This is a genomic window from Proteiniclasticum ruminis (genome assembly GCF_900115135.1).
Lineage (GTDB): Bacteria > Bacillota > Clostridia > Clostridiales > Clostridiaceae > Proteiniclasticum > Proteiniclasticum ruminis_A.
Genome location: NZ_FOVK01000007.1, coordinates 42,146 through 65,106, shown reverse-complemented (window position 1 = coordinate 65,106; position 22,961 = coordinate 42,146). Strand labels below are relative to the sequence as shown.

The 22,961-nt window shown below is 45.1% G+C and carries 26 protein-coding genes; 17 read left to right on the top strand and 9 right to left on the bottom strand.

Features of this window, described 5'->3' with window-relative positions; genetic code table 11:
- Positions 1–22: 22 nt before the first annotated feature.
- From treR to BM243_RS10515, 4 genes are all read right to left on the bottom strand, one after another.
- Positions 23–739 (bottom strand): trehalose operon repressor, encoded by a 717-nt coding sequence (treR, locus tag BM243_RS10530; protein WP_074912335.1) that lies wholly within the window; start codon positions 737–739, stop codon positions 23–25.
- A gap of 34 nt (positions 740–773) precedes the next feature.
- Complete coding sequence (gene treC / locus BM243_RS10525) at positions 774–2,441, bottom strand: alpha,alpha-phosphotrehalase (protein WP_431602455.1); 1,668 nt, start codon at positions 2,439–2,441, stop codon at positions 774–776.
- A 22-nt stretch (positions 2,442–2,463) separates the two neighbouring features.
- Entirely contained in the window at positions 2,464–3,906 is a 1,443-nt protein-coding gene (gene treP, locus BM243_RS10520) for a PTS system trehalose-specific EIIBC component (RefSeq protein ID WP_074912333.1), read from the bottom strand.
- A 160-nt stretch (positions 3,907–4,066) separates the two neighbouring features.
- Complete coding sequence (locus BM243_RS10515) at positions 4,067–5,335, bottom strand: HlyC/CorC family transporter (RefSeq protein WP_074912332.1); 1,269 nt, start codon at positions 5,333–5,335, stop codon at positions 4,067–4,069.
- Positions 5,336–5,491: 156 nt separating this feature from the next.
- On the opposite strand from BM243_RS10515, the gene BM243_RS10510 reads away from it, so the two are divergent.
- From BM243_RS10510 to BM243_RS10500, 3 genes are all read left to right on the top strand, one after another.
- Positions 5,492–6,082, top strand: coding sequence for a guanylate kinase (locus tag BM243_RS10510; protein ID WP_074912331.1), 591 nt, complete (start codon positions 5,492–5,494; stop codon positions 6,080–6,082).
- Positions 6,083–6,175: 93 nt separating this feature from the next.
- Complete coding sequence (locus BM243_RS10505) at positions 6,176–6,388, top strand: hypothetical protein (protein WP_074912330.1); 213 nt, start codon at positions 6,176–6,178, stop codon at positions 6,386–6,388.
- 106 nt (positions 6,389–6,494) lie between these two features.
- Positions 6,495–7,235, top strand: coding sequence for an NlpC/P60 family protein (locus BM243_RS10500; RefSeq protein WP_074912329.1), 741 nt, complete (start codon positions 6,495–6,497; stop codon positions 7,233–7,235).
- A gap of 180 nt (positions 7,236–7,415) precedes the next feature.
- Here the strand turns inward: BM243_RS10500 and BM243_RS10495 are convergent, their stop codons facing one another.
- Positions 7,416–8,408, bottom strand: coding sequence for a Gfo/Idh/MocA family protein (locus tag BM243_RS10495; RefSeq protein ID WP_074912328.1), 993 nt, complete (start codon positions 8,406–8,408; stop codon positions 7,416–7,418).
- Positions 8,409–8,518: 110 nt separating this feature from the next.
- On the opposite strand from BM243_RS10495, the gene BM243_RS10490 reads away from it, so the two are divergent.
- Positions 8,519–8,893 carry a hypothetical protein gene (locus BM243_RS10490; protein ID WP_074912327.1) on the top strand — a complete coding sequence of 125 codons (375 nt, stop codon included), beginning with the start codon at positions 8,519–8,521 and terminating at the stop codon, positions 8,891–8,893.
- On the opposite strand, the gene BM243_RS10485 is transcribed toward BM243_RS10490, so the two are convergent.
- The 4 genes from BM243_RS10485 to BM243_RS10470 are packed head-to-tail and all read right to left on the bottom strand — an operon-like array spanning position 8,890 to position 11,019.
- Positions 8,890–9,324, bottom strand: a complete 435-nt coding sequence (locus BM243_RS10485; RefSeq protein ID WP_074912326.1) for a YaiI/YqxD family protein — start codon at positions 9,322–9,324, stop codon at positions 8,890–8,892. The genes BM243_RS10490 and BM243_RS10485 overlap by 4 nt on opposite strands.
- Before the next feature lie 58 nt (positions 9,325–9,382).
- Positions 9,383–9,721: a DUF4234 domain-containing protein gene (locus tag BM243_RS10480; RefSeq protein WP_074912325.1), complete on the bottom strand. Its 339-nt coding sequence runs from the start codon at positions 9,719–9,721 to the stop codon at positions 9,383–9,385.
- A gap of 1 nt (position 9,722) precedes the next feature.
- On the bottom strand, positions 9,723–10,154 hold the full coding sequence (locus tag BM243_RS10475) for a DUF2752 domain-containing protein (protein ID WP_177213508.1): 432 nt from the start codon (positions 10,152–10,154) through the stop codon (positions 9,723–9,725).
- Positions 10,138–11,019: a 2-hydroxy-3-oxopropionate reductase gene (locus BM243_RS10470; RefSeq protein WP_074912324.1), complete on the bottom strand. Its 882-nt coding sequence runs from the start codon at positions 11,017–11,019 to the stop codon at positions 10,138–10,140. Before BM243_RS10470 ends, BM243_RS10475 begins: the two co-directional genes overlap by 17 nt.
- A gap of 173 nt (positions 11,020–11,192) precedes the next feature.
- Here BM243_RS10470 and BM243_RS10465 point away from each other — a divergent pair, with 173 nt between their 5' ends.
- The 13 genes from BM243_RS10465 to BM243_RS15270 all read left to right on the top strand — a co-directional run bounded on the left by BM243_RS10465 (position 11,193) and on the right by BM243_RS15270 (position 22,957).
- Complete coding sequence (locus tag BM243_RS10465; protein ID WP_074912323.1) at positions 11,193–11,681, top strand: DUF4358 domain-containing protein; 489 nt, start codon at positions 11,193–11,195, stop codon at positions 11,679–11,681.
- Between the two features lie 74 nt (positions 11,682–11,755).
- On the top strand, positions 11,756–13,150 hold the full coding sequence (locus BM243_RS10460) for an MBOAT family O-acyltransferase (RefSeq protein ID WP_074912322.1): 1,395 nt from the start codon (positions 11,756–11,758) through the stop codon (positions 13,148–13,150).
- 9 nt (positions 13,151–13,159) lie between these two features.
- Entirely contained in the window at positions 13,160–14,278 is a 1,119-nt protein-coding gene (locus tag BM243_RS10455; RefSeq protein WP_074912321.1) for a DHHW family protein, read from the top strand.
- A gap of 177 nt (positions 14,279–14,455) precedes the next feature.
- The gene (locus BM243_RS10450; protein WP_074912320.1) at positions 14,456–14,905 is read left to right on the top strand and encodes a MarR family winged helix-turn-helix transcriptional regulator; all 450 of its coding nucleotides are present in this window, start codon (positions 14,456–14,458) and stop codon (positions 14,903–14,905) included.
- Between the two features lie 61 nt (positions 14,906–14,966).
- Positions 14,967–15,884, top strand: a complete 918-nt coding sequence (locus BM243_RS10445) for a VOC family protein (RefSeq protein WP_074912319.1) — start codon at positions 14,967–14,969, stop codon at positions 15,882–15,884.
- The gene (locus BM243_RS10440; RefSeq protein WP_074912318.1) at positions 15,881–16,489 is read left to right on the top strand and encodes a flavin reductase family protein; all 609 of its coding nucleotides are present in this window, start codon (positions 15,881–15,883) and stop codon (positions 16,487–16,489) included. The genes BM243_RS10445 and BM243_RS10440 overlap by 4 nt, the downstream gene beginning before the upstream one ends.
- A 50-nt stretch (positions 16,490–16,539) precedes the next feature.
- Positions 16,540–17,529 carry a ring-cleaving dioxygenase gene (locus BM243_RS10435; protein WP_074912317.1) on the top strand — a complete coding sequence of 330 codons (990 nt, stop codon included), beginning with the start codon at positions 16,540–16,542 and terminating at the stop codon, positions 17,527–17,529.
- Positions 17,530–17,665: 136 nt separating this feature from the next.
- On the top strand, positions 17,666–18,622 hold the full coding sequence (locus tag BM243_RS10430) for a DUF697 domain-containing protein (protein WP_074912316.1): 957 nt from the start codon (positions 17,666–17,668) through the stop codon (positions 18,620–18,622).
- A 222-nt stretch (positions 18,623–18,844) separates the two neighbouring features.
- On the top strand, positions 18,845–19,600 hold the full coding sequence (locus BM243_RS10425; RefSeq protein ID WP_074912315.1) for a DeoR/GlpR family DNA-binding transcription regulator: 756 nt from the start codon (positions 18,845–18,847) through the stop codon (positions 19,598–19,600).
- Between the two features lie 17 nt (positions 19,601–19,617).
- On the top strand, positions 19,618–20,559 hold the full coding sequence (gene pfkB, locus BM243_RS10420; RefSeq protein WP_074912314.1) for a 1-phosphofructokinase: 942 nt from the start codon (positions 19,618–19,620) through the stop codon (positions 20,557–20,559).
- Positions 20,556–21,002, top strand: coding sequence for a PTS sugar transporter subunit IIA (locus BM243_RS15415; RefSeq protein WP_074912313.1), 447 nt, complete (start codon positions 20,556–20,558; stop codon positions 21,000–21,002). Before pfkB ends, BM243_RS15415 begins: the two co-directional genes overlap by 4 nt.
- Positions 21,003–21,038: 36 nt before the next feature.
- Positions 21,039–22,394, top strand: a complete 1,356-nt coding sequence (locus BM243_RS10410) for a PTS fructose transporter subunit IIC (protein WP_074912312.1) — start codon at positions 21,039–21,041, stop codon at positions 22,392–22,394.
- Between the two features lie 422 nt (positions 22,395–22,816).
- The gene (locus tag BM243_RS15270) at positions 22,817–22,957 is read left to right on the top strand and encodes a hypothetical protein (RefSeq protein WP_155953258.1); all 141 of its coding nucleotides are present in this window, start codon (positions 22,817–22,819) and stop codon (positions 22,955–22,957) included.
- Positions 22,958–22,961 lie beyond the last annotated feature (4 nt).

Below are 22,961 nucleotides of genomic sequence, written 5' to 3'. Positions count from 1 at the left end.
TTCAGTTATGCTCTGTTTTCAGTTATGGTGTGTTTCTTCTGGCCACATCGATGAACTTGAATTTATCCGGACAGTGTCTGGATTGGGTAAACTGAAACAGTTTTCCGTTCACAAGGTAGACCAGTGTATTGACCACAGCGACCATGTCATAATCATAAAGGTCCAATAAAAGACGGTCTTCAGCAGTGGCTTTTTCCATGACAATTTCCTTTTGCGCAAAGCCGATCTTAAGACCCAGATTCTGCTCCAGATACTCATAGATTGAGTTGGAAGAGATTTCTTCTGTCAGCTCTGGAACCACATCCTGATAAAAATAATCTTTATCCAGTATGACTCTCCTGCCATTTATGGTCCTTACCCGGATTACCTCCCAAATGGAGTGGATCTCCTGAGCATCCAAGGCTTTTGTGGGAAAGGTGGCAGATTTCTGAATCTGAAGCCGGATGACTTCTGTCGAATAACTGGTCATTCCAGTTTTTGCTGCCATTTCCTTGAAGCTGATGAGCCCTGCCACAGGGAAATCAAATTTGTTCATCTCCAGGACAAAAGAGCCTTTTCCCTTGATCTTTCTGATGTAATTGTTCGTGACAAGAAGACTGAGCGATTTTCTCACCGTATCTCTTGACAGGTCATACTCATCCATCAGTTCTTTTTCGGAAGGAAGCTGTTCTCCTGGTTTCAAGCGTCCATCTTCAATATCCTTCTGTATTTTATTGTACAATACGGAATACTTTGCCATACATATCACCCAATCCATCATACCACTTCAGGTATTAAGGCTCAACGCCAATTATCACAGATTCATAGGGTCTCAGACAGATTTTTTCGTCTTTTATGCAGAGTTCTTTGTAGTTCGAAAGTAAAAGACGTACTTTCTTTTCATCCACTGGAGGAAAACCATGGCTTTTGAGAGAGAATGCTTCTTCCTGGTCGTAGAAATTGTTCAGCACCAGCACCTTTTTCTCACCCAGGGCTCTTACATAGCAGAAGAGAGATGGATGGTCTTTCTCGAGGATCTCATAGGAGCCTTCCTGAATAACTGGGTTTGTTTTTCTAAGCTTTATCAGCTTCTGATAATAAGAGAAGATGGAGTCTGATTCGTTCAGGTCTTTCTCTGCACTGACGGAAGGACCCTTCGCAAAAGGAATCCAAGGAGTGCCGTGAGTAAAACCTCGTCCTTCTTCGTCGTTCCACAGTACAGGGGTTCTACCGTTGTCCCTTGACTTTGCCTGGAGAATCTCCAGGATCCGCTCTTCAGGAAGCCCTTCTTTTCGGAGGATTTCATAGTAGTTGGTGCTTTCCACATCCCGGTACTCATGAATGGAAGTGAAATAGGCATTGGTCATGCCGAATTCCTCTCCCTGGTAAATATAGGGAATGCCCCGGAGCATATGGATGGAGGTGGCCAGCATTTTTGCGGATTCTTTATGGTACTTCTTGTCATGACCAAATCTTGAAACCACTCTGGGCTGGTCATGATTGTTGTAGAAGAGGGCCATATTTCCCTGATGCTCCTGCATCCCGGTCTGCCAGTGGTCGAAGATATCTTTCAGCTCCTGAAAATCAAAGGGCTTCAGCGACCACTTGTCTCCTTTCTCATAATCCACTTTGAGATGATGGAAATTGAATACCATGCTGAGCTCCTTCTCGGAAGGGTTCGAATATCTCACACAGTTTTCCAGAGACGTGGAAGACATCTCACCAACGGTCAAAGAGTCTTCTTTCTGGCCAAAACTATTCCGGTTCAGCTCTTTCAGATACTGATGGATTTTTGGGCCATCGGTATAGAATCTTCTGCCATCACCCAGCGCATCATTTTCAAACAGATCCGGTTTGGAAATGAGATTCACCACATCAAACCGGAATCCACTGACACCTTTGTTCAGCCAGAAGTTCACAATATCATATAGCTCTTTCCGGACTTCCTCATTTTCCCAGTTGAGATCTGCCTGGGTCTTGTCGAAGAGATGGAGATAGTACTCATCAAACTGAGGCACATATTCCCAGGCGTTCCCGCCGAATTTAGACTCCCAGTTTGTGGGGGGAGCACCGTCTGCCCCTTTTTTGAAGATATAGTAGTCTTTATATTTTGGATTTCCCTGGAGAGCCCTCTGAAACCACTCATGGGCGGTGGAGGTGTGGTTGAAAACCATGTCCAGCATAATACCCATGCCTCGTTTTTTCGCTTCCTTTATCAGGTTTTCCAGATCCTCCATGGTGCCGAAGGACGGATCGATTTTTCTGTAGTCTGCCACATCGTAGCCGTTGTCATTCATGGGGGAGACAAATACAGGAGTGAGCCAGAGGTAATCTACCCCCAGCTTCTCCAGATAGCTCAGTCTGCTGGTGATCCCAGCGATATCGCCAAGACCATCGCCATTGGAATCCATAAAGGATTTCACATAAATCTGATAGATGACCTTGTCGTTAAAATTCATCAAGAGAGTTCACTCCTTTTATTCTTTAGAAATACTTCAGTTTCAGGTCCATTCCTTTGCCTTTGAGAATGCCCTTCTTGTCGAAGATGATGGTCAGCACAAAAGGCACCACGATGGCAATGAGCATGGCAATCACAAACATCAGCATGTACTTTGGCTGAATGGATAAGAATCCAGGAATACCACCGACACCGATGGAGTTTGCCATTACGCCGGAACTGACAGAAACGATGGCAGCCAGAGCCGATCCAATCATGGCAGCAACAAAGGGATAGATGTATTTTATGTTGATACCGAACATGGCAGGTTCTGTAACACCCATGTAGCAGGATATGGCTGCAGGGATGGAAATCTGCTGCTCTTCTTTATTTCCTTTATGCAGGAAGATGATGGCAAGAACTGCAGAGCCTTGGGCGATGTTCGAAAGAGCAATCATCGGCCAGAGGTTGGTTCCCCCAAACTCGTTCATGAGCTGAAGGTCGATGGCATTGGTCATATGATGGAGTCCTGTGATGACCAGTGGCGCATAGAGGAATCCGAACACGCTGGCGAAAAGCCATCCAAAGGCGGAGGTGAGCCCACCATAGACTACGGATGAAATAGCATCTCCGATGACCCAGCCGATGGGACCGAGCACTACGTGTGCAAGAAGAACCGTTGGAATGAGCGCAAAGAAAGGAACAAGAATCATGGAAAGATATTCAGGTACAATTTTCTTGAAGAATTTCTCCAGATACACCAGGGTGAACCCGGCCAGCATGGCGGGAATGACCTGGGCTTGGTACCCGATCATATCGATCTGGAAGAATCCGAAGTCCCATTGAGGAATCTCTGCACCACCAGCAACGCCATAAGCGTTCAGAAGCTGTGGAGATACCAGGGTAATACCTAATACAATACCTAGAATCTGAGTGGTACCGAATTTTCTTGCTACGGACCAGGTAATACCTACAGGCAGGAAGTGGAAAATGGCTTCACCGATGATCCACAGGAAGTGATTGACTCCTGCCCAGAACTGATACTGGGATACGATGGTGTCTTGACCATTATTAAGAATGGGCACTGCTTCCAGAAAATTTCTAAAACCTAAAATAAGACCGCCGACTACCAGAGCAGGAATGAGAGGGGCAAATATTTCAGCTAGGTTTGCAAGGAGTCTCTGTGCCAGGTTCATATTGCCCTTAGCTGCTTGTTTCGCTGCATCTTTTGACACGCCTTCCACGCCGGATACCGCTGCAAAATCGTTATAGAAGTTTGCGACATCATTGCCGACGATCACTTGGAACTGTCCAGCCTGGGTGAAGCTTCCCTTTACACTTTTCAGGGCTTCAATCCCTTTGATGTCCGCTTTGGATGGATCCACCAGAACAAATCTCATTCTGGTCACGCAGTGTGAGACTGCCGAAATGTTTTCTTTGCCACCGATGAGTTCGAGCATTTTTTTAGCATCTTCAGTGTACTTTCCCATTGTAATCCTCCTTATTTTTAACTTATACGTACAAGTTGAGTCACTTCGAATATAACCTGTACGTATAAGTTTGTCAATACGTTTACATCAAAAAACTAGAAAGTTCAAAAAACCTTTACAGCTCAAATGAAAAGGAAGCCGATGAGGCTTCCTTTTGTCTCTAGAATTCAGTTTGTTTGGGCTTTAGGATCATACGGATTTTTTTGATTCTGTTTTTGTCCACTTCATCCACCACAAAGCGGATTCCATCTGTTTCAATGACTTCTCCACTGGCGGGGAAAGTACCGAGGATTCCGATGAGATAACCTCCGATGGAGTCAAACTCCTCTGATTCAATATCGGTTCCGATGAGATCGTTGAGTTCATCCAAACGGTAGGATCCGGATACCATATATTCATTCTTCCGGATGGTTTCGATGTCTGTTTCTTTATCGTCATCATATTCATCATCAATCTCACCGACAATCTCCTCCAGAAGATCTTCGATGGTGACGACTCCTACCGTACCGCCATACTCATCCAGTATGATGGAGATATGGGTGCGGGTCTTTTTCAGTTCTTTGAACAGATCTGTGATTCTTTTGAACTCATAAGCAAAGTAAGGTTCTCTGATATAGTCCTCCAGCTTAAAGCCTCGTTTCTCTGCCTCGGTGAGGAACAGAAGATCCTTCACGTTGAGAATACCGATGATGTCATCAATGTCCTCCCGGTACACCGGAAACCTCGAAAACTGCTCATCCTTCACAATTTCCAGAACTTCTTCGTAGGTGGCATCCACATCCAGAGCAGTGATGTCCACTCGCTGAACCATGATGTCCCGGACCTGAAGGTCTCCAAAGTCAAAGATATTATGAAGCATTTCCTTTTCTTCCTGTTCAAAAACCCCTTCTTCGCTGCCCACATCCACCATGGTTTTCAGCTCTTCTTCTGTGACCAGAGGATGACTCTGGCTGATATCTCCACCAAAGAGTCTGATGATCCAAGAGGAGATGCTGTAGAAAATAATGACGAAAGGGGTAAGAAGGGTCATGAGGATACCCACTGGTTTAGAGAACATCATGGATACTTTTTCTGCATGTTGTGTAGCAAATGATTTTGGTGTGATCTCACCGAATATGATGATGACAATGGTCAAAATTGAGGTGGCAATACCAGTGGCACTGATGCCGTACAAATCAATGGCAACAAGAGTTGCCAGAGAGGAGGCAAAAATATTCACGATATTGTTACCGATGAGCAGTGCGCTGATGAGCTTGGATGGATTTTCAATCAGTCTCAGCGCTCTTTTTGCACTTTTACTCCCTTCTTCTGCCATATGTCTTAACTTCAGACGGTTTGCTGCAGTAAAAGCAGTTTCAGCAGAGGAAAAGAATCCAGATGAAATCACAAGAATCACCAATAAAATAATCTGCCACGAACTCGGGTCCAAAAAAATCAACTCCTAATTTTTTAAAATTTGATATACTAGTTCTTAATAACACATTATAGCAAAAACCGATGAAAAATAAAAATGGTCTTTGTACCGCAGTCATCAAGAACTGTACGTGTTCAAGATCATTCAAGTTTTGTAAAGGAGGAAGAGCTCTTGATTTATATTGTCATGGGACCTTCAGGTTCAGGAAAAACACTGGTGGGGGAGTACCTGAAGGAAAAAGGCATGAACGAACTGGTTTCCCATACCACAAGACTTCCCCGTCCTGGTGAAGTCCAGGGCGTTTCTTACCATTTTGTGGATGAAGGAACTTTTCAGCAGACCAAGAAGGTAGAAGCAAGTGCCTATGGGGGGAACTGGTATGGGGTATCTGAAAAAGAAGTGGAAGAAAAAACAAAGCTGGGTGATGTGTTTGCGGTGATTGAGATCCATGGAGCACTTGCTTTCAAGAAGATGTACGGGGAAAAGGTGAAAATTTTTTATATCGCCAGCGGTCCAAGGGATCTTCGAAGAAGAATGACCCATAGGGGAGATCCCAAGGAGAGCATCCGGAAGCGGATGCTGATTTACAGAAAAAATGGTGAAGCCTTTCAGGACCGACACGCTGATGCGGTGCTGGTGAACAAAAGCTCGAAAAAGCAGCTTTTCTGTCAGGTGGAGTACTATCTTGCAGCCACAAAGAACCGAAAAAAACCAAAGACGGACCGTACCGTTTATCCAAGCAGACGAAAGCTGTTCTCATAATGTTTATGGGCCGTTTTGTGAATGTTTAACCTTCGTTAACAAAAAAGCAGAAAAATTTTGCTAAGATGGGAACAAGAAACGGAGGTGAGCCCCTTGGGATGGGTTGCATATATATCAGGAATACTGCTGAGCTCTGTAGAGGCTTCCTCTCAGATGGCGCTTGCTTCTGAGGAACTGAAGCAAGCTTCTTTCAGCTCCCAGGAAGTGTATGTTCAGGCTTTGCTCGCCGCACTCAGCACACTCCTTGTCATGGGGGTCCTCTGGATGATTATTTTCAGACCAAAATTCAAAAGTTCACAAGAGTAGTTTAAAGACAAGTTAATAAATCCTCTGTAGAATAGAACCTGAGCAATCAGGTTTTTTAATTTTGTGTAATAAGAACCAGTGGTAAAATAAGGTACAGGTGAAGAGAGTGGAAGACCGTCTGAAGTTTCATGGGAATGAGCGGGTGAAAAGAATACAGGAAGTACGAAAGAGGAACCGCCGCAAACGCAGATTGTGGGTGGGGCTTCTCGTGATGGCATTTTTGGTTGCGGCAATTTTTATGATGGACCAGAAGGGCCTATTTGAGCTTTTCTTTGATCATCGGGTACAGTACGAGGGGAGCAGCGAGTATGTGGAAGTTCTCAGTGAAGACGGAGCAGTTTCAAGAAATGCTCTCATCACCCTCTCGCAAACACTGATCAATCATCCCTATTCCTTGGGACAGGAGTCGCTGAACCTCGGGAAACCAGAAGGACCCTTAGGCTCCGCTGCATTTGTGGACTGGGTATATTATAACCTCAGTGGAAAAGCACTCAGTGCGGGCAGCAGCAGTGCAGGTCCTCTGGCAACAAAGATCTGGGAGAACTCCACTTCCATCATGGAGAACGAGCTTCAGCCCGGGGATTTAGGCTTTACCATCATTCCTGAGGGCAGCAAAGTGAATGCGATCGGGATCTATCTGGGAGAGATTGAGGGGGATAAAGTCTTTATCCATGCAGGAGGCGTTCAATATAAAGCAGAAGGGCTTCCGGAAGGAAGGATCGTGATCTCATTTAATAATGTTCTGAAGAGAAACAATAGAGATCTCAACGGACATAAATTTTCTCCATCCGCGCCCTCCACTCAATTTGTTTATTATAGAAGACCCAATGTGACCTTTATAGAATAAGAAAAGAGGTGGAATAAAATGTACAAAAAAAGAGATCTTATGGCAAAGATCATTGCGGCAGTAATCCTTCTGGGTATGCTGGGCTCTGTCTTTGCAGCGATTCTAGTATAGTAATGGAAATAGAAATAACCCTATGAGAAAATGAGAGCTTCATTTTCTCATAGGGTTATTTTGTTTGGATCAGTCCAGGTCCCTGGGATACACAAGACCGATCTGACTTCTTGCTTCGTCCATGATTTCATGGACTGTCAGTGCCAAGGCCTTGTTGCTCACTGGGGAGAAGGATGCCCCCCTTCGGATGGTTTCCGAAAACTCCAGTGCCTCATAGGCCATATCCTCTTCGTAGGTTTCAGGCCGGAAGACTTCTTTTTCTCCGGACCGTCTGATGAGAGTCAGTTCTGTAGGACTTCCAATACGGTCGATGAGGATACTGCCTTTTTCCCCTTGGATTTCGGAAGGCAGGTAAGAATGACTGATCTTGGAGTGCAGGATCACCGCTTCCATATCTTTATAGGACAGTAAAATGGAACCGGAGCCATCCACCCCTCCTTCCGGAAGGATTGTGGCCTGGGCGGAAATCTTCTCAGGTCTTCCAAAAAGATCCACTGCAATGTAGAGAGGATAGATCCCAATATCCAGAAGAGAACCATTGGAAAACTCCTTCTGAAAGGTGTTCACAAATTCACCAGCTTTATGCCTGTCATATCGGGAAGAGTACTGGCAGTAGTTGCCGATGTATTTCCGAACCTGTCCAATTTCTGGCAGCAGCTTTTTCAGGAGCACATAGGCTGGCATGGTCAGTGATTTCATGGCTTCCATGAAGACCAGATGATTTTTTTCAGCAAGGTCTAGCACTTCCTGCAGCTCTTTTTTGTTGGATGCGGCAGCCTTTTCCACCAGCACATGCTTTCCATGTGTTAGAAAGACTTTTGCCTGTGGGCTGTGCATGGCATTGGGGCTTGCAATATAAGCAGCGTCAATGAGCGGAGAGGAGGCCATTTCCTCTAAAGAGGTAAAGACCGGGACATTCAGATCCATAGAATGAAGAAACTTCTGGGCTTTTTCTTCATCCCGGGAGTAGAGGGCAGTAAGCTCCATAACCCCGCTTTTGTGTGCGCCTTTGATAAAGGCTTCGGTGATGAAACCTGTGCCAACAGTACCAAAACGTATCATAGAACTCAGTCCTTTCGATGTAAGATTGACAATAAACTAAACAAAGGGTTCAAAGGTCATTCATGAGGCATTCAGATTTCCATGCTAGAATGATAGGAGAGGTGAGAATATTGAGTACAGTCGTAAAAATCAACTATCTTCTGGAGATACCGATGAATGATCTGTTCAAAGAAGGATTCTTCAGGTTTCTGAAAGAGCATCATATCCAGGAGGAAGAGATCAAACCCTATCAGATGGAACGCTACCTGAAGTATGCTACGGAAGATGTGCTGAATACCCTGCGGGAAACCTACACGGACTTTCAAGGGAAATTCAGTGTGGATATCCGAAATGATAAAATCACCGGGATTTTCTTTGACAAAGCCCATGTGAACCAGGAAGAGGACGAGCCCTTAAGAAGAGCTCTTTTCGACCGGTTCAGCGAGCTTTTGGGTCATGATGATCTTAGGGTAGACATCAACCTCAGCTGCAATTTAGGCAATTAAGTTTCCTTAAGAAGCTTCAACAGAGCGGATTTGAAGAGTTCATCATCTTCAGCCGTTCTTTTTTTGTGCTTTGTGTAAATTTTCTTGGTCTGCCTCATTTTCTGGTTCACATGCCTGGCATCCAGAAGTCTCATGATATTGTGGTCCGTGATGAGGAGCCCGTTCTGAGTCAGAATCTTGCATTGTTTGGATAAAGCAAGGGCTGCAAGGCCATAGTCCTGGGTAATCAGTAGATCCTCCTTTTTCAGATGGTTGGCGATGTAGAAATCCGCTGCATCCCGGGAGATATCTACGGTGACAATCTCTGCATACTCGCTTTGAAGCTCATGGGCGTAATTTTTCACGACAGTAACAGGGAGGCTCATTTTTTGTGCCAGACGAATGGTTTCATTTACCACAGGACATCCATCCGCATCAATAAAGATTCGCATAATGTTCTCCTTTTGTTTAGATTGAGAAAAAGCGCGGAGAGTTCCTCCACGCTTCTCATTAGTAGCTGCCGGCTCCAGTACCCCTGTCCAGAAGGTCATTATAGGCCACCTGCATCAGGGCTAGGGAAACAAGACTCAGCTGGAATACGGCCAAAAGCAGGTAGATGATGCCTTCATTTCTTCCACCAGCCTTTTCAATCCGCTGACCCATTCGGTAGTTCCAGATGAGAAAGTAAATTCCGCAGGTGAGAATGCTCAGCAGGAGCACAGAAAGTCCGTCTTCCTCCTCCCCATTCATTCTCTGCACATCGTTGTTCAGAGAAACGGTCCAGATGATGGAATAGATTCCACAGGTAAGAATACTGAAAATAATAGCAGTGACGACATTTCTTTTCAAATTAAAACACCTTCCCCAATAAATTTATTATTCGTCCCCACAAAGAGTGCCTATGATAGAGCATGGGCTCTGTATGTGGGAAATAAACAATCATACGGTATATGTATACAAGAAGAAAAAGGATAAAGAGGCCAACCATCAGTTTCTTTTTCTGGAACAGAAACGCATAGAAGAGAACGGGCACCAGAAAAAACAAAGGATGGTACAGAAGTGCACTGCTTAAATCCCCGTGAAAGAGTGCAAGATAAGACCTGGTCATCCCGCAGGTTGGACATGGAACCCCGGTGGTGTTATAGATGAGACAGATGCTTCCAGTCCCATAGGATTCTGAAAGAAAGCTCATTCCGGTGAAGAATCCAAGAAGCAGCAGAAACATCACTGCATGTTTTTTGGAACCCACCGTTTTCTTCCAGGAATCAGGAATTCTTCTCATGATGCATATTCTCAAAATAGGTAAAGAGAGCGCTGTGGTCCATTTCACCAAGACCTTCCTTGCTGAGAGTCTCATACAGGGAAGAGGTGAGATCTGTAATGGGCATATGGAGTCCCAGTTTTCCTCCGGTAATCTGTGCGTTTTTCAGGTCCTTGATATGAAGATCAATCTTAAAGCCAGGTTTGTAGTCTTTCTTTAGAATCTTCGGAGATTTTGTTTCAAGAACAGCAGAACCTGCAGATCCTCCCCGGATGGCATCCAGCACTTTCGTAAGGTCTGTACCGGACTCTTTGCACAGCATCAGCGCTTCGGAAAGGATGGCAATATTTCCGGCCACAATCATATTGTTTGTGAGCTTTGCGGTGTTTCCGCTGCCAAGAGGTCCCACCAGGACATAGGAGCTGCCCATGGCCTTAAACAGCGGCAGGGCTCTTTGAAAGGCGCTTTTTTCACCGCCTGCCATGATGGCCAAGGTTCCGGCAATGGCGCCGAGATCGCCTCCGGACACTGGGGCATCCAGCATATCGATTCCCTTTTCTTTCAGAGCACTGCCCACTTCTTTGGAAACCTCCGGCAGGATAGAGCTCATATCGATATAAAGAAGTCCTTTTTTCGCGTAGTTCACGACCCCTTCTTCGCCGATCATGACAGATTTGACATCTGGAGAGTCGGGAAGCATTGTGATGAGGGCGTCCACTCCTACAGCCGCATCTCCATGGGATATGGCCTCTTCTGCACCTAACGCCACAAGTTCCTTCACGGCGCCCTTAGATCTGTTGTAGACCTTGAGGCTGTGACCTGCCTTCATGAGATTCATCGCCATGGGTTTTCCCATGATACCAAGCCCAATAAAACCAACTTTCACTGTTACACACTCCTTTGTCTTTTTTACTATGAAAATAGTATAACATAGCCTATGGAATATTTTCAGGAAAGAATTTTGTCACTTTGATGTTACGGCATTGTAACCCATGGATGGAAGAGGACACCGTATAATACATCTTGTATCTTGAAGAATAATAAATATTGGAGGATCTTATGAAAAAGAGATTACTGGGACTGGTTTTAGCCAGTATAATGGTACTTGGGCTGACAGCCTGCGGAGAAAAAACAGAAGAAACACCTGGAAACGAAGAAGTGAATGTGAAGGTGGAGGAAATCACCCAGAAGGTCACAGAAAAATTGGAGTATGGCTCTATGATCAAACTGGACGCTGAAACCCTGCAGCAGTTTTATGGACTGGATGCATCCATTCTGGAAGAATATGATGCCAATGTGCCTATGATGAACGTCACGACACAGGAACATTCCGTGTTCAAAGTGAAAGATGTGAAAGACATGGAAAAAGTCATGGCTGCCATTGAAAAAAGAGCGGGAGATGTTCAGAAGAGCTTTGAGCAGTATCTTCCCGACCAGTATGAGAACGCTAAGAACTATTATGCGGAATCCAACGGCAAGTATGCTATTTTCATCATCCATGAAAATTCAGCGGACGCAAAAGAAATCTTCCAGGATTTCTTCAAATAAAATATAGAGAATGAATGAAGAAAAAAGCTTATATGGGAGTATAAGCTTTTTTTCACAGAAATGAGGAGCTCCTGATGGTTTTTTCCAGTATCACTTTTATCTTTTACTTTCTGCCCATCACCCTACTGCTTTACTACACTGTACCGAAGAGAGCCAGAAATGGGCTGCTGCTTCTGGTCAGTCTCATCTTCTATGGTTTTGGCGAACCCATCTACATTACCATGATGATTCTTTCCATCCTTATTGATTACACCAATGGACTGATGATTGAGAAGTTCCGAGAAAATAAGGTGCTGACCAGATTCTTTCTCATAGTGTCCATAACTTTAAATTTGGGGCTTTTGGGCTTTTTTAAGTATGGAGATTTTTTCCTGACCAACATGAATGCTGTGTTCGGATGGGAGATCCCGCTTTTGAGAGTCGCTCTTCCTGTGGGCATCTCTTTCTTCACGTTCCAGACCATGTCTTACAGTATTGATGTCTACCGTGGCAACACGAAAGCCCAGAAGAATCTCATCACCTTTGGCGCTTATGTGTCCATGTTTCCCCAGCTCATTGCAGGTCCCATTGTCATTTACAAAGATGTGGAGAAGCAGCTCATGAACCGCGAGATTACAGAGCGTACGCTGAGAGAAGGGATTGAACGGTTTATCTTTGGACTTGGTAAAAAGGTTCTTCTTGCAAACAGCATCGGGCTGCTATGGGAAGAGGTGAGGTCACTTCCCGTGGGGGATCTGACCTTTGTCACGTCCTGGCTTGGTGCAGCAGCCTTTATATTTCAGATCTATTTTGATTTCAGCGGCTATTCCGACATGGCTATTGGCCTTGGAAAGATCTTTGGGTTTGATTTTCTGGAGAACTTCAATTATCCTCTTACGTCCCAGAGCATCACAGAGTTTTGGCGCAGATGGCATATGAGCCTTGGCAGCTGGTTCCGGGAATACGTCTATATCCCCTTGGGCGGAAATCGGAAAGGGAAGGTGAAGACTCTTAGAAACATCGCCATCGTTTGGCTCCTGACAGGGTTCTGGCACGGCGCTGCCTGGAACTATCTGCTGTGGGGGGCAATTTTTGCGGTTGTTCTTCTTTTTGAGAAGACCTTTCTTCTGGAGGTGCTGTCCAAAACAAACTCCGCAGTAAGGCGCATCTATACCCTGACCATTCTGGGGCTCAGTTTTGCGGTGTTTGCCCTGGAGGACCTTTCTCACCTTTTCGGGTACCTGAAAGCGATGCTTTTCCAGAACGCTTTCAGCGACAGCCTGTTTCCATTTTATGTGTCCCGATACAGTCTGTTGTTATTACTGCTTGCTGTGGCCTCAACCCCATACCCTTACAGAGCCTACCGGAGACTCAAGATGAAAAAAGAAAGCCATGTGATTTTTGCAGCACTGGAAGGCGTTCTTTTTATTCTTTGTCTGGCATACATCGTGGATGGCGCATATAATCCCTTCCTTTATTTCAGATTTTAGGAGATTGCTATGATAAAAAACAAAAGAATCTATCTCATCATTCTGTTGGGCCTTCTGTTTCTGCCTCTTCTAAGCAATGTGCTGCTGGAGAAAAGGATATTCTCGGATCTTGAAAACAGATATCTGACCTCCACAGTGAAGATCGATAAAGACCTTCTGAAATCCGGAGTACTGGCAGAGCGGCTGGAAGCCTTTGTGCAGGACCAGTTTCCGCTGAGGGAGAGTTTCATCAATCTGAAGTCGGATCTTGAGGTCCTGCTTCAGAAAAAAGAGAATAATGGCATCTACTACGGGAAAGATGGATACCTTTTTGGGAAGGCAAAAAACTATCAGGAAACCATCTTCAAGAAGAATCTGGATGCACTGATTGCTGTAAGCGATGAAAGCAGTCTGCCCGTTGGCATCTTCATTGTTCCTCCCTCCCAGCTGGTGCTGACAGAACATCTTCCCAGGTATTACACCCCCTTGAAGGAGGGAAAGTATTACGAAGAGATCATGAAGATACTGAAGCCTACAGGAGCACCCCATGGCATAGAGGTGCTGTCGCCTCATCGGGGGGAAGGGATATATTTCAGAACAGATCACCACTGGACTCAGCGGGGAGCCTATGAAGGGTACAAAGCGCTCATGGAGAGCATGGATCTTCAGCCTGTAAAGCTTGCGTCCTATGAACCTGTTCTGGTGGAAGGATTCCAAGGGACGTTCTATTCCAAGTTCAGAGGAAACATCGCAGGCAGCGAACCCTTTATCTATTATGAAGCAGAGGCAGCTGATCTGAAGGTGTATTATCCGGCCACAGAAGTCCAGGAGGACCGGATCATCTTTGAGGAGAGGCTCAGTACCAGAGATAAATATGCGGCGTACTTAAACGGAAATGATCCCCTCATCGAAATCAGAAATGAGGATGCGCTCTATGACGAAAAGGTGCTGGTGCTCAAAGACAGCAATGCCAATGCCATGTCGCCATTTCTCGTGGACACCTTCAAGGAAGTCCATTATCTGGATCTTCGCTACTTCAATCTGCCTCTTTCTGAGTATCTGGAAGAGAATGGATTTGACCGGGTGCTTTGTATCTATGGTATGGACAGCGTGGGTGAAGATGAAAATCTCATAAAACTAGCAAAATAGAAAGAATACGCTGCACAGTGATAAACACTAGTGTGACAGAAGAGCTTGGCCTGCGCTGAGCTCTTTTTTACTTCAGTTTTTTATGTATGAAATAGGGCTTGACAGAATCTATCAAATTGGGTACAATTATCTCGAATCAAAGATAAATGAATTGAAGATAAAAAGGGGGGGATCCGTATGGGCATAGAGACCAGAAAAGAGGAGGAGATATCCTTGAAACTCTTTGTTGTTCTCACAAGAACCCTGGATGCCATCAAGAAAAGTGTGGAGAAAGACATACGACGTTATGGACTGAACACCACGGAGTTTGCAGTGCTGGAGTTCATCTACAGCAAAGGAGAGCAGCCCATCCAGAAGATTGGAGAGAAGGTTCTTATTTCCAGCAGCAGCATCACTTATGTGGTGGATAAGCTGGAGAAGAAGAATTTCTTAAAGCGAGTGCCTTCACCTGAGGACCGCAGAATTACCTTTGCGTCGATCACGGAGGAAGGAAAGAGGTTCATGGATGATATATTTCCCCAGCATCAGGAAACCATTGCAAGAATCATGGGAGGTCTTCCGCTGGAAGAGAAGGAAGTGCTGTTAACCCAACTGAAAAAGCTGGGATTTCATGCAAAAGAAGCATAAAAAATTTACCACAATATCTCGAATTAGAGATATACGAGTTTGAATTAATGGAGTGAGCACTATGAAAAAAACAAAAGGAATCCATCACATCACCGCCATCGTGGGAGATCCCAGGGAGAATCTTCACTTTTATGAGACGGTTCTGGGCCTAATGCTGGTGAAACAGACGGTGAACTTTGATGATCCTGGTACATATCATCTTTATTTTGGCAATGAGACAGCAGATCCAGGCACCATCATCACTTTTTTCCCTTGGCCTGGTGCCAGAAAGGGAAAAAGAGGTGGCGGACAGGTAGGTACCACTGTCTATGCGGTGCCAGAAGGTTCCTTGTCCTTTTGGGAGAAGAGATTGAGAGGCTTTGGCATCTCATTTCAGTATACGGAGCGTTTGGGAGAACGGTACCTTGGGTTTGAAGATGTCCATGGACTCCATCTGGAGTTTACAGAAAGAAAGCTGCCTCAGAGATCACAGGATGAAAGTGTTGGGATCCTAGGGTTTTCAGGTGCAGTGCTTTTATCCGTAGTCCCAGAGAAGACCATAAGAGCGCTTACAGAAACCATGGGTTATGAAAAAATACAAGAAGATGAGACCTATGTGAGGCTTCGCAGCGAGGCGGATCTGGGAAACATCATCGATGTGGATAAGAGACGCTATGAACGGGGTGAGTTTTCTGTGGGGACAGTGCATCACATCGCCTTTCGATCCCAGGACGACGAGGACCATCTTTCCTGGCAAAGTCATGTGGCAGATAAGGGGCATTATGTGACCGAAGTGAAGGACAGAAACTACTTCAACGCCATCTATTTTAGAGAAGGTGGAGGAATCCTATTTGAGATTGCCACAGATACCGCTGGTTTTTCAGTGGATGAACCTCTTTCCTCTCTGGGCGAGACTCTGAAACTGCCAGTACAGTATGAGAAAAGAAGAGAAGAGCTCACGAAACACCTCATACCGCTGAGAGAGAAGGTGACAAAATGATTGAAAAAGACTTGAGCACTCTATCGGAGCGGGAGGTATACAAGCTATTCACAGGCACCATAGTGCCTAGGCCCATTGCTTTTGTGACTTCCCTATCGGAGAAAGGAGTGCTTAACGGAGCACCTTTCAGCTATTTCAGTATTGTATCCACGGTACCGCCTTTGATTTCTCTTTCCATTCAAAGAAAAAACGGAGTTATGAAGGATACGGCCAGAAATATTCTGTGCCAGAAAGAGTTTGTGGTTCATGGTGTGGATAAGACGAATCTCACTGCAGTGAATGGGAGCGCCGCTTCTCTGCCGCCGGAAGAAAGCGAGATCGAGAAAACAGGTCTCAGCATCAAGAAGAGCAGGAAAATTTCCGTGCCAGGAGTTTCGGAGGCCAAGGTCCGGATGGAATGTATACTCTATGACCATCTGGAGATAAAAGAAGATAGAAAAACCACTGCGGATCTTCTTCTTGGTAAAGTGGTTTATGCGCATCTTTCCGAGGAGATCCATGACGAAGGAAGAATCCGAATGGATGCGTATGATCCTGTGGCGAGGCTTGCAGGAGCAAACTACAGCACTTTGGGAGAGACGATCCATTTGGAAAGACCAGAGTAAAGAATAATATGACAATATGTGATAAAAATGATAATTTGGAGGAATGAACAATGAATCAGTTAAAAGGAATACACCACGTCACCGCCATCACCAGCAGCGCAGAAAAAATCTATGAGTTTTTCACCTATACTCTAGGACTTAGGTTGGTGAAAAAAACCGTGAATCAGGATGACATCCAGACCTACCATCTGTTTTTTGCAGACGATAAGGGGAGTGCAGGAACAGATATGACGTTCTTTGATTTCCCAGGGATTTCCAAAGGAACCCACGGAACAAATGAGATCGCGAGGACCTCTTTTAGAGTTCCGACTGACGAGGCTCTGAAGTATTGGGCAAGCAGGTTTAGCAGGCTGAAGGTTTCTCATGAAGGGATCACAGAGTTCTTCGGAAAGAAAGTCCTCTATTTCTCAGATTTTGACGATCAGAAGTATATGCTCATTTCTGATGAGAAGAATGAAGGAGTTCCATCAGGAACACCCTGGGAAAAAGGGCCCATTCCACTGGAGTATGCCATCACAGGACTTGGTCCGATCTTTATCAGAATTCCAGAGTACAGCTATTTCAAGCAGATTCTGGAGCAGGTCTACATGATGAGAGAGATTGCTGCTGAAGAGGCTTTCCATCTCTTTGAAATGGGTGAAGGTGGAAATGGAGCCAGCGTCATTGTGGAAGAGGATAAAAAATCCGGTTTTGCAAGACAAGGCTATGGTACGGTACACCATGTGGCCTTCCGGGTAGAGGATAAAAAAGAGCTGGAGCAATGGATTGAACGGTATCAGGGATTTGGACTGAGAAACTCCGGATTTGTGGAGAGATTCTATTTTGGTTCCCTCTATGCCAGTGTGGACCGTGGGATCCTCTTTGAGCTTGCCACAGACGGACCTGGGTTCTTGCAGGATGAGCCTTATGAAACCGTAGGAGAAAAGCTGTCGCTTCCACCTTACTTTGAGGGGCAGAGAGAAGAGATTGAGCGTCTTGTAAGGCCGCTGGATACTGTGAGAAGCACCAAAACCTTTGAAAAAGAATATGAGAAGATGTAGTTAATAAGGCTTAAGAAAAGGAGGATGGTACGTTCATCCTTCTTCTTTTTTGGGGATCTTCTTCTTGTTTTTCCATTTATTGTGAAAAAGGCAGAGATTAGATTATACTGAAAGAAAATAGTGAGGATGTGATACATTGGAAGACTTGTGGAGCAGTTTGAAAAAAGGACTGACCTTCCTTTCACTTGCGCTTTTTCTTCTTTTTCTTTTGGTCCTTTTCAATGAAACGGGAGCACTTTACCGGAATGCATACAGCATACACCCTTATATCGGGTACACTGCTTTGGTCCTTGTGATCCTGCTCTTTGGGATCCTTTTGGGCGTTCCACTTTCTCTCTTTCTTTCTTTAAGAAGGAAACCTCAGTTTCCGGAAAGTACTGAAGGGGAAGAATACAGAAGATATCTTCTTCATCTGAAAGAAAGGATGAGAAAAAATCCAGCACTTCTCGAATCCGGGTTTGTCTTTGGAGAGGAAAATCAGATCGTGGAGGATGTCATAAGAGCTCAGGGCATCTTGAGACTGGAGGCTGATAAAAAAATACGGGAAGGGGCATCCTCCGTATTTCTGACCACTGCCATCTCCCAGAATGGGTCTTTAGACGGTCTTTTCATGATGGTAAGCCTCACGAAAATGATCTACCAGGTGGCTAGGATCTACTACCAGAAGCCGACAGCAAGAGAACTTATTTATCTTTACAGCAATGTTTTCGGCACGGTGATGCTGGCAAGATCCATTGAGGATCTAGATCTACTGGATGAGCAGCTGGAGCCTGTCCTTGCAGGGATCCTAGGCGGAAGCCTGGGAAGCCTTCTGCCTGGCACGGTCTATGTGACCAATCTTTTGGTGAATTCTATTACGGAAGGATCCATGAACACTTTTCTTTATCTTCGGGTGGGCGCCATGGCGAAAAAATATTCAGAGAGCCTTGTGAAAGCAGATAAGAAAGAGGTGCGCAGAAGCGCTACCCTGGAAGCGGTGTCTCTCATGGGCAGTATTGTAAGAGAAAATTCAGGGAAAGTTGTCAAAGCCTTCGCGAAGGCAGCCAAGGGAAGCGCAAAAAAGATTTTCCGCGGGAATCGGGAAACAGAATAGACATAGAAGCATCGGAAGACCGGTGCTTTTTCTTTGGAGAAAAGTGAACCTGTGATAGAATGAAAGAAATGAAAGAATTTGCTCGTTTATGCGTGAATGAGGAGAAAATATTTTGGAATTTTCGATGAAAACGTATTGACTAATCATAAACACGCATATAAAATAATCGTAACGAGCATAATCAATCACAAATAATAATAAACGAGCAAAGGATGGAAGATTATGTTTGCAGAAGAAAGACAAAACAAGATTGTGCAGATGGTAGAGAATGGAAGAAGTGTTAAGGTGCTGGAGCTGGCAGAACGTTTTGAGGTATCTGAATCCACCATCAGAAGAGATCTTCAGGAACTGGAAGAGAAGAATCTTCTGAAAAGAACCCATGGAGGAGCCGTAGGTGTTCAGAGAAAAAGCTATGAGCAGAGCTTTCAGGAAAAGAAAGAAGCACACTTTACCGAGAAAGAACGCATTGGAGAATTGGCAGCTTCCCTATTGGAAGATGGGGACAGCGTAATCCTGGATACAGGAACCACAACCCTAGAGATTGCAAAAAGAATCCACCATAAGAAACTCACCGTCATCACCAACGGACTGGATATTGCAGAAGAACTCAGCGGGATAGAAGGCATTGAACTGATTCTGACTGGTGGTGTGTTAAGAGGAAACACCAGAGCCATGGTGGGCACCCTGGCAGAAAATATGCTGAGAGGTTTCAAAGCAGATATGGCATTTATCGGAGCCAATGGAATCACTTTAGAGGAAGGCATCACGACGCCGAACTTTGTAGAGGCCATGACCAAGAAGAGCATGGTTTCATCTGCGACAAGAGTGTATGCAGTGCTGGATGCATCAAAATTTCAGCAGGTGAGTCTGGCTGTCATCGCTCCACTGAAAGAAATCACTGCAGTCATCACAGCAGGAGACCTGGAAGAGGAGCTGGCTGCACTTTATGAAAGTCAAGGGATAGAAATCAGAAGATAAGAAGGAGGCGCCATAAAATGATCATTACCGTAACCTTGAATCCGGCTCTGGACAAGACTCTGGTGCTGAAGAAAGTATCCATGGGAGAGGTCAATCGGGTGGACACCACAAGAAATGACATGGGGGGAAAGGGCATCAATGTTTCAAAGGTTCTGAAGGAGCTGGGGATGATCTCAGCTGCTACAGGTTTTCTTGGGGGCATCCTGGAGGAGATCTTCAGAAAAGAACTGAAGAGCATTGGCATCACAGATGAGTTTCAGAGCGTCACCGGAAGTACAAGAACGAATATCAAGGTGGTTGACGAAGAGAGAAAAGAATACACAGATTTCAATGAGCCTGGTCCAGAGATTCTTCCTGAAGAGCTCTCTGACTTTTATGAAAGATACCATGCTCTGGTGAAAGAAGGAGACCTGGTGGTGCTCTCTGGTGGAGTCAGCCAGGGTGTACCGAAAGAGATCTATGGAATCCTTACCAAAATGGCCAAAGAAAAAGGAGCACGTGTCCTTGTGGATGCAGAAGGAGAAGCTCTGGTTCAGGCCATTCAGGAAATACCGTTTTTGGTAAAGCCTAATGAGAAAGAACTGGCGGGAATTGTTGGAAAAGAATCATTGAGTGTGGATGAGATGATCCAGGAAGGAAAAAAGCTGGTGCAAAAAGGAATTCAGCTGGTGCTGATATCCAGAGGAGCAGAAGGCAGTATTTTACTTACAGGTGCTCATACATATGTGGCAGAGGGCTTGAAGGTTCCTGTGAGAAGTACAGTAGGAGCTGGAGATGCCATGGTGGCGGCACTGACCTTTGGGCTGGAAATGAACATGAGTCCCAAAGAGATGCTGACCTTTGCCCAGGCCAGTGGAGCAGCAGCGGTGATGAAAGAAGGAACCCAGGCTGCGACAAAAGAAGAAATTTATGCACATCTAAAAGAGGCAGAGAGAAAAATAAAGGAGTGGAACAAATGAATACAAAAGAGATGTTTTCGAAAAACCGTGTCACATTTGATCTGAAAGCCAAAGATAAGATGGGAGCCATTGATGAGCTCATCGCCCTTTTGGCAGCTGACGGAAAAGTATCTGATCCTGAAAGGTTCAAAGAAGCTGTCCTAAAGAGAGAAGAAGAGTTCTCCACCGGGATCGGTATGGGCATTGCCATTCCCCATGGGAAAAGTGATGCTGTTCTCGAACCTGCCATGGTTTTCGGTAAGAGCAAAGCAGGGGTAGACTATGAGAGCATGGATGACAAACCTGCCCATCTCTTTTTTCTCATTGCAGTTCCAGTGGAGTCCAGTGACCTTCATCTGCGGGCACTCAGTGAAATCTCCAGGAATCTCATGCATTCAGATGTTCGGGAAAAGCTCATGAAGGCTGAAAGTTTTGAGGAGTTTATCTCTGTCTTCGGTTCCTAATTGCACTTATATATATATTTTTGAGGAGGAGAAACGATGAAACTAGTTGCTGTAACATCCTGTCCTACAGGAATTGCCCACACCTATATGGCTGCAGAGGCTCTTCAGATTGCTGCTAAAGAGATGGGGCATGAAATCAAGGTGGAGACCCAGGGTTCTGTAGGAGCAGAAAATGTCATCACAGAAAAGGATCTTAGAGAGGCGGACGCAGTGATTCTGGCCGTGGACACCAATGTGGACAAGGACAGATTTCAAGGAATGCCTATGGTGGAAGCGTCTGTGAAAGATGCGATCAAAGATGCAAAAGGTCTTATTACCAGGGCACTGGAGGCACAACCTTCTGATGCTGACGTGAGTGAGTATCAGTCCAGTGGAGCGGAGAAGAAAAAGACTGGTGTGTACAAACATCTCATGACAGGTGTTTCCTTTATGATTCCCTTTGTTGTGGCTGGAGGACTGCTCATTGCCTTCTCCTTTGCCTTTGGTATTCATGCAGCTGACGAAGAAGAAACCCTTGCCTGGGCACTGATGCAGATTGGTGGATCCGCCTTTGGCCTTATGGTCCCAATTCTTGCCGGATACATTGCATACTCCATAGCCGACAGACCTGGTATTGTTCCTGGTATGGTGGGCGGAATGATTGCCAATACGGTGCAGTCCGGATTCTTGGGAGGTCTCATCGCTGGGTTCATCGCAGGATACACGGTCGTTCTTCTAAAAAAAGCAATACGACTTCCAAAGAGTTTTGAAGGTCTTATGCCTGTACTTATCTTACCTGTTCTCTCCACACTTTTTGTAGGGCTCGTCATGATCTTTATTCTAGGAGGCCCTGTGAAGTCCATCAATGATGGCTTACTCTCCTGGCTCAATGGCATGAGTGGTACCAATAAAATCCTTTTAGGGGGAATCATTGGTGTGATGATGGCTGCGGACATGGGTGGGCCCATCAATAAGGCGGCCTATGCCTTTGGAGCTGCGACCATAGCTCAGGGACAGCCTTCTGAGGTCATGGCGGCTGTTATGGCAGCCGGTATGGTGCCACCACTGGCCATCGCGCTTTCTACGGTCATTGCAAAGAACAAGTATACCCAGGAAGAACGACAGGCCGGTAAAGTGAACTGGGCTTTGGGTGCATCTTTTATTACAGAAGGGGCCATCCCCTTTGCGGCAGCGGACCCCATCCGTGTGATTCCTTCCTTAATGGCAGGGTCAGCCGTTGCAGGTGCACTGTCGATGATATTCAGCGCTACCCTTGCCGTACCTCATGGTGGGATCTTTGTACTTCCAATACCTAATGCTGTCGGGAACCTTCCCATGTATATGGTGGCGATAGCAGCTGGTTCTGTGGTAGGTGGTCTTCTGCTTACAGTACTCAAGAAAAAAGTTTCATAGTTCTATGGAAGGTCTGTTCTCATGATTTGAGAACAGACCTTTTTCATTTGGTTTGAATGTCTAAGAGATAGAAAATACATGGCTTCAAATGTGAACACGCGTGTATAAAACATCTATTTTGTATGTGCTACATGGATTTAAGAGGCCTATTCACTTCGTTGTATTGACGGAATATGATACCTGGATATTAAATTTTTCACAAAACAATGGGAGTGATGCCACAAAAATAAGTATTGCTATAGATGGGGTTTCCTTGGTATAATGTTTTGTCGGTTGAGATAGACTTATAAATATTTCAAGAAACACTATAACATTATGTGATGTACTCTTAACATTTCATGATATCTATAGTATAATGAATTACGGGAAATAGATTTCACTGAAATGGACGAAATCAATAATTATATAAAGGAGAATGCGTGATGAAAAATAAGGATGAAAAGACAAAGATTCTGTTCACTATGCCTGTGGAACTGAAAGAAGAACTGGCTAAGGAAGCAGAAAAAGATTTCAGATCTCTGAACAACTATATTCTTTGGGTACTTCTGAACAGAAATAAGTAAGAAG

Coding starts and splice junctions, on each gene's coding strand:
- treR (WP_074912335.1), bottom strand. CDS start 739: ATGGCAAAGTATTCCGTATTGTACAATAAAATACAGAAGGATATTGAA.
- treP (WP_074912333.1), bottom strand. CDS start 3,906: ATGGGAAAGTACACTGAAGATGCTAAAAAAATGCTCGAACTCATCGGT.
- BM243_RS10495 (WP_074912328.1), bottom strand. CDS start 8,408: ATGATACGTTTTGGTACTGTTGGCACAGGTTTCATCACCGAAGCCTTT.
- BM243_RS10485 (WP_074912326.1), bottom strand. CDS start 9,324: ATGCGAATCTTTATTGATGCGGATGGATGTCCTGTGGTAAATGAAACC.
- BM243_RS10475 (WP_177213508.1), bottom strand. CDS start 10,154: ATGAGAAGAATTCCTGATTCCTGGAAGAAAACGGTGGGTTCCAAAAAA.
- BM243_RS10465 (WP_074912323.1), top strand. CDS start 11,193: ATGAAAAAGAGATTACTGGGACTGGTTTTAGCCAGTATAATGGTACTT.
- BM243_RS10460 (WP_074912322.1), top strand. CDS start 11,756: ATGGTTTTTTCCAGTATCACTTTTATCTTTTACTTTCTGCCCATCACC.
- BM243_RS10455 (WP_074912321.1), top strand. CDS start 13,160: ATGATAAAAAACAAAAGAATCTATCTCATCATTCTGTTGGGCCTTCTG.
- BM243_RS10450 (WP_074912320.1), top strand. CDS start 14,456: ATGGGCATAGAGACCAGAAAAGAGGAGGAGATATCCTTGAAACTCTTT.
- BM243_RS10445 (WP_074912319.1), top strand. CDS start 14,967: ATGAAAAAAACAAAAGGAATCCATCACATCACCGCCATCGTGGGAGAT.
- BM243_RS10440 (WP_074912318.1), top strand. CDS start 15,881: ATGATTGAAAAAGACTTGAGCACTCTATCGGAGCGGGAGGTATACAAG.
- BM243_RS10435 (WP_074912317.1), top strand. CDS start 16,540: ATGAATCAGTTAAAAGGAATACACCACGTCACCGCCATCACCAGCAGC.
- BM243_RS10425 (WP_074912315.1), top strand. CDS start 18,845: ATGTTTGCAGAAGAAAGACAAAACAAGATTGTGCAGATGGTAGAGAAT.
- pfkB (WP_074912314.1), top strand. CDS start 19,618: ATGATCATTACCGTAACCTTGAATCCGGCTCTGGACAAGACTCTGGTG.
- BM243_RS15415 (WP_074912313.1), top strand. CDS start 20,556: ATGAATACAAAAGAGATGTTTTCGAAAAACCGTGTCACATTTGATCTG.
- BM243_RS10410 (WP_074912312.1), top strand. CDS start 21,039: ATGAAACTAGTTGCTGTAACATCCTGTCCTACAGGAATTGCCCACACC.
- BM243_RS15270 (WP_155953258.1), top strand. CDS start 22,817: ATGAAAAATAAGGATGAAAAGACAAAGATTCTGTTCACTATGCCTGTG.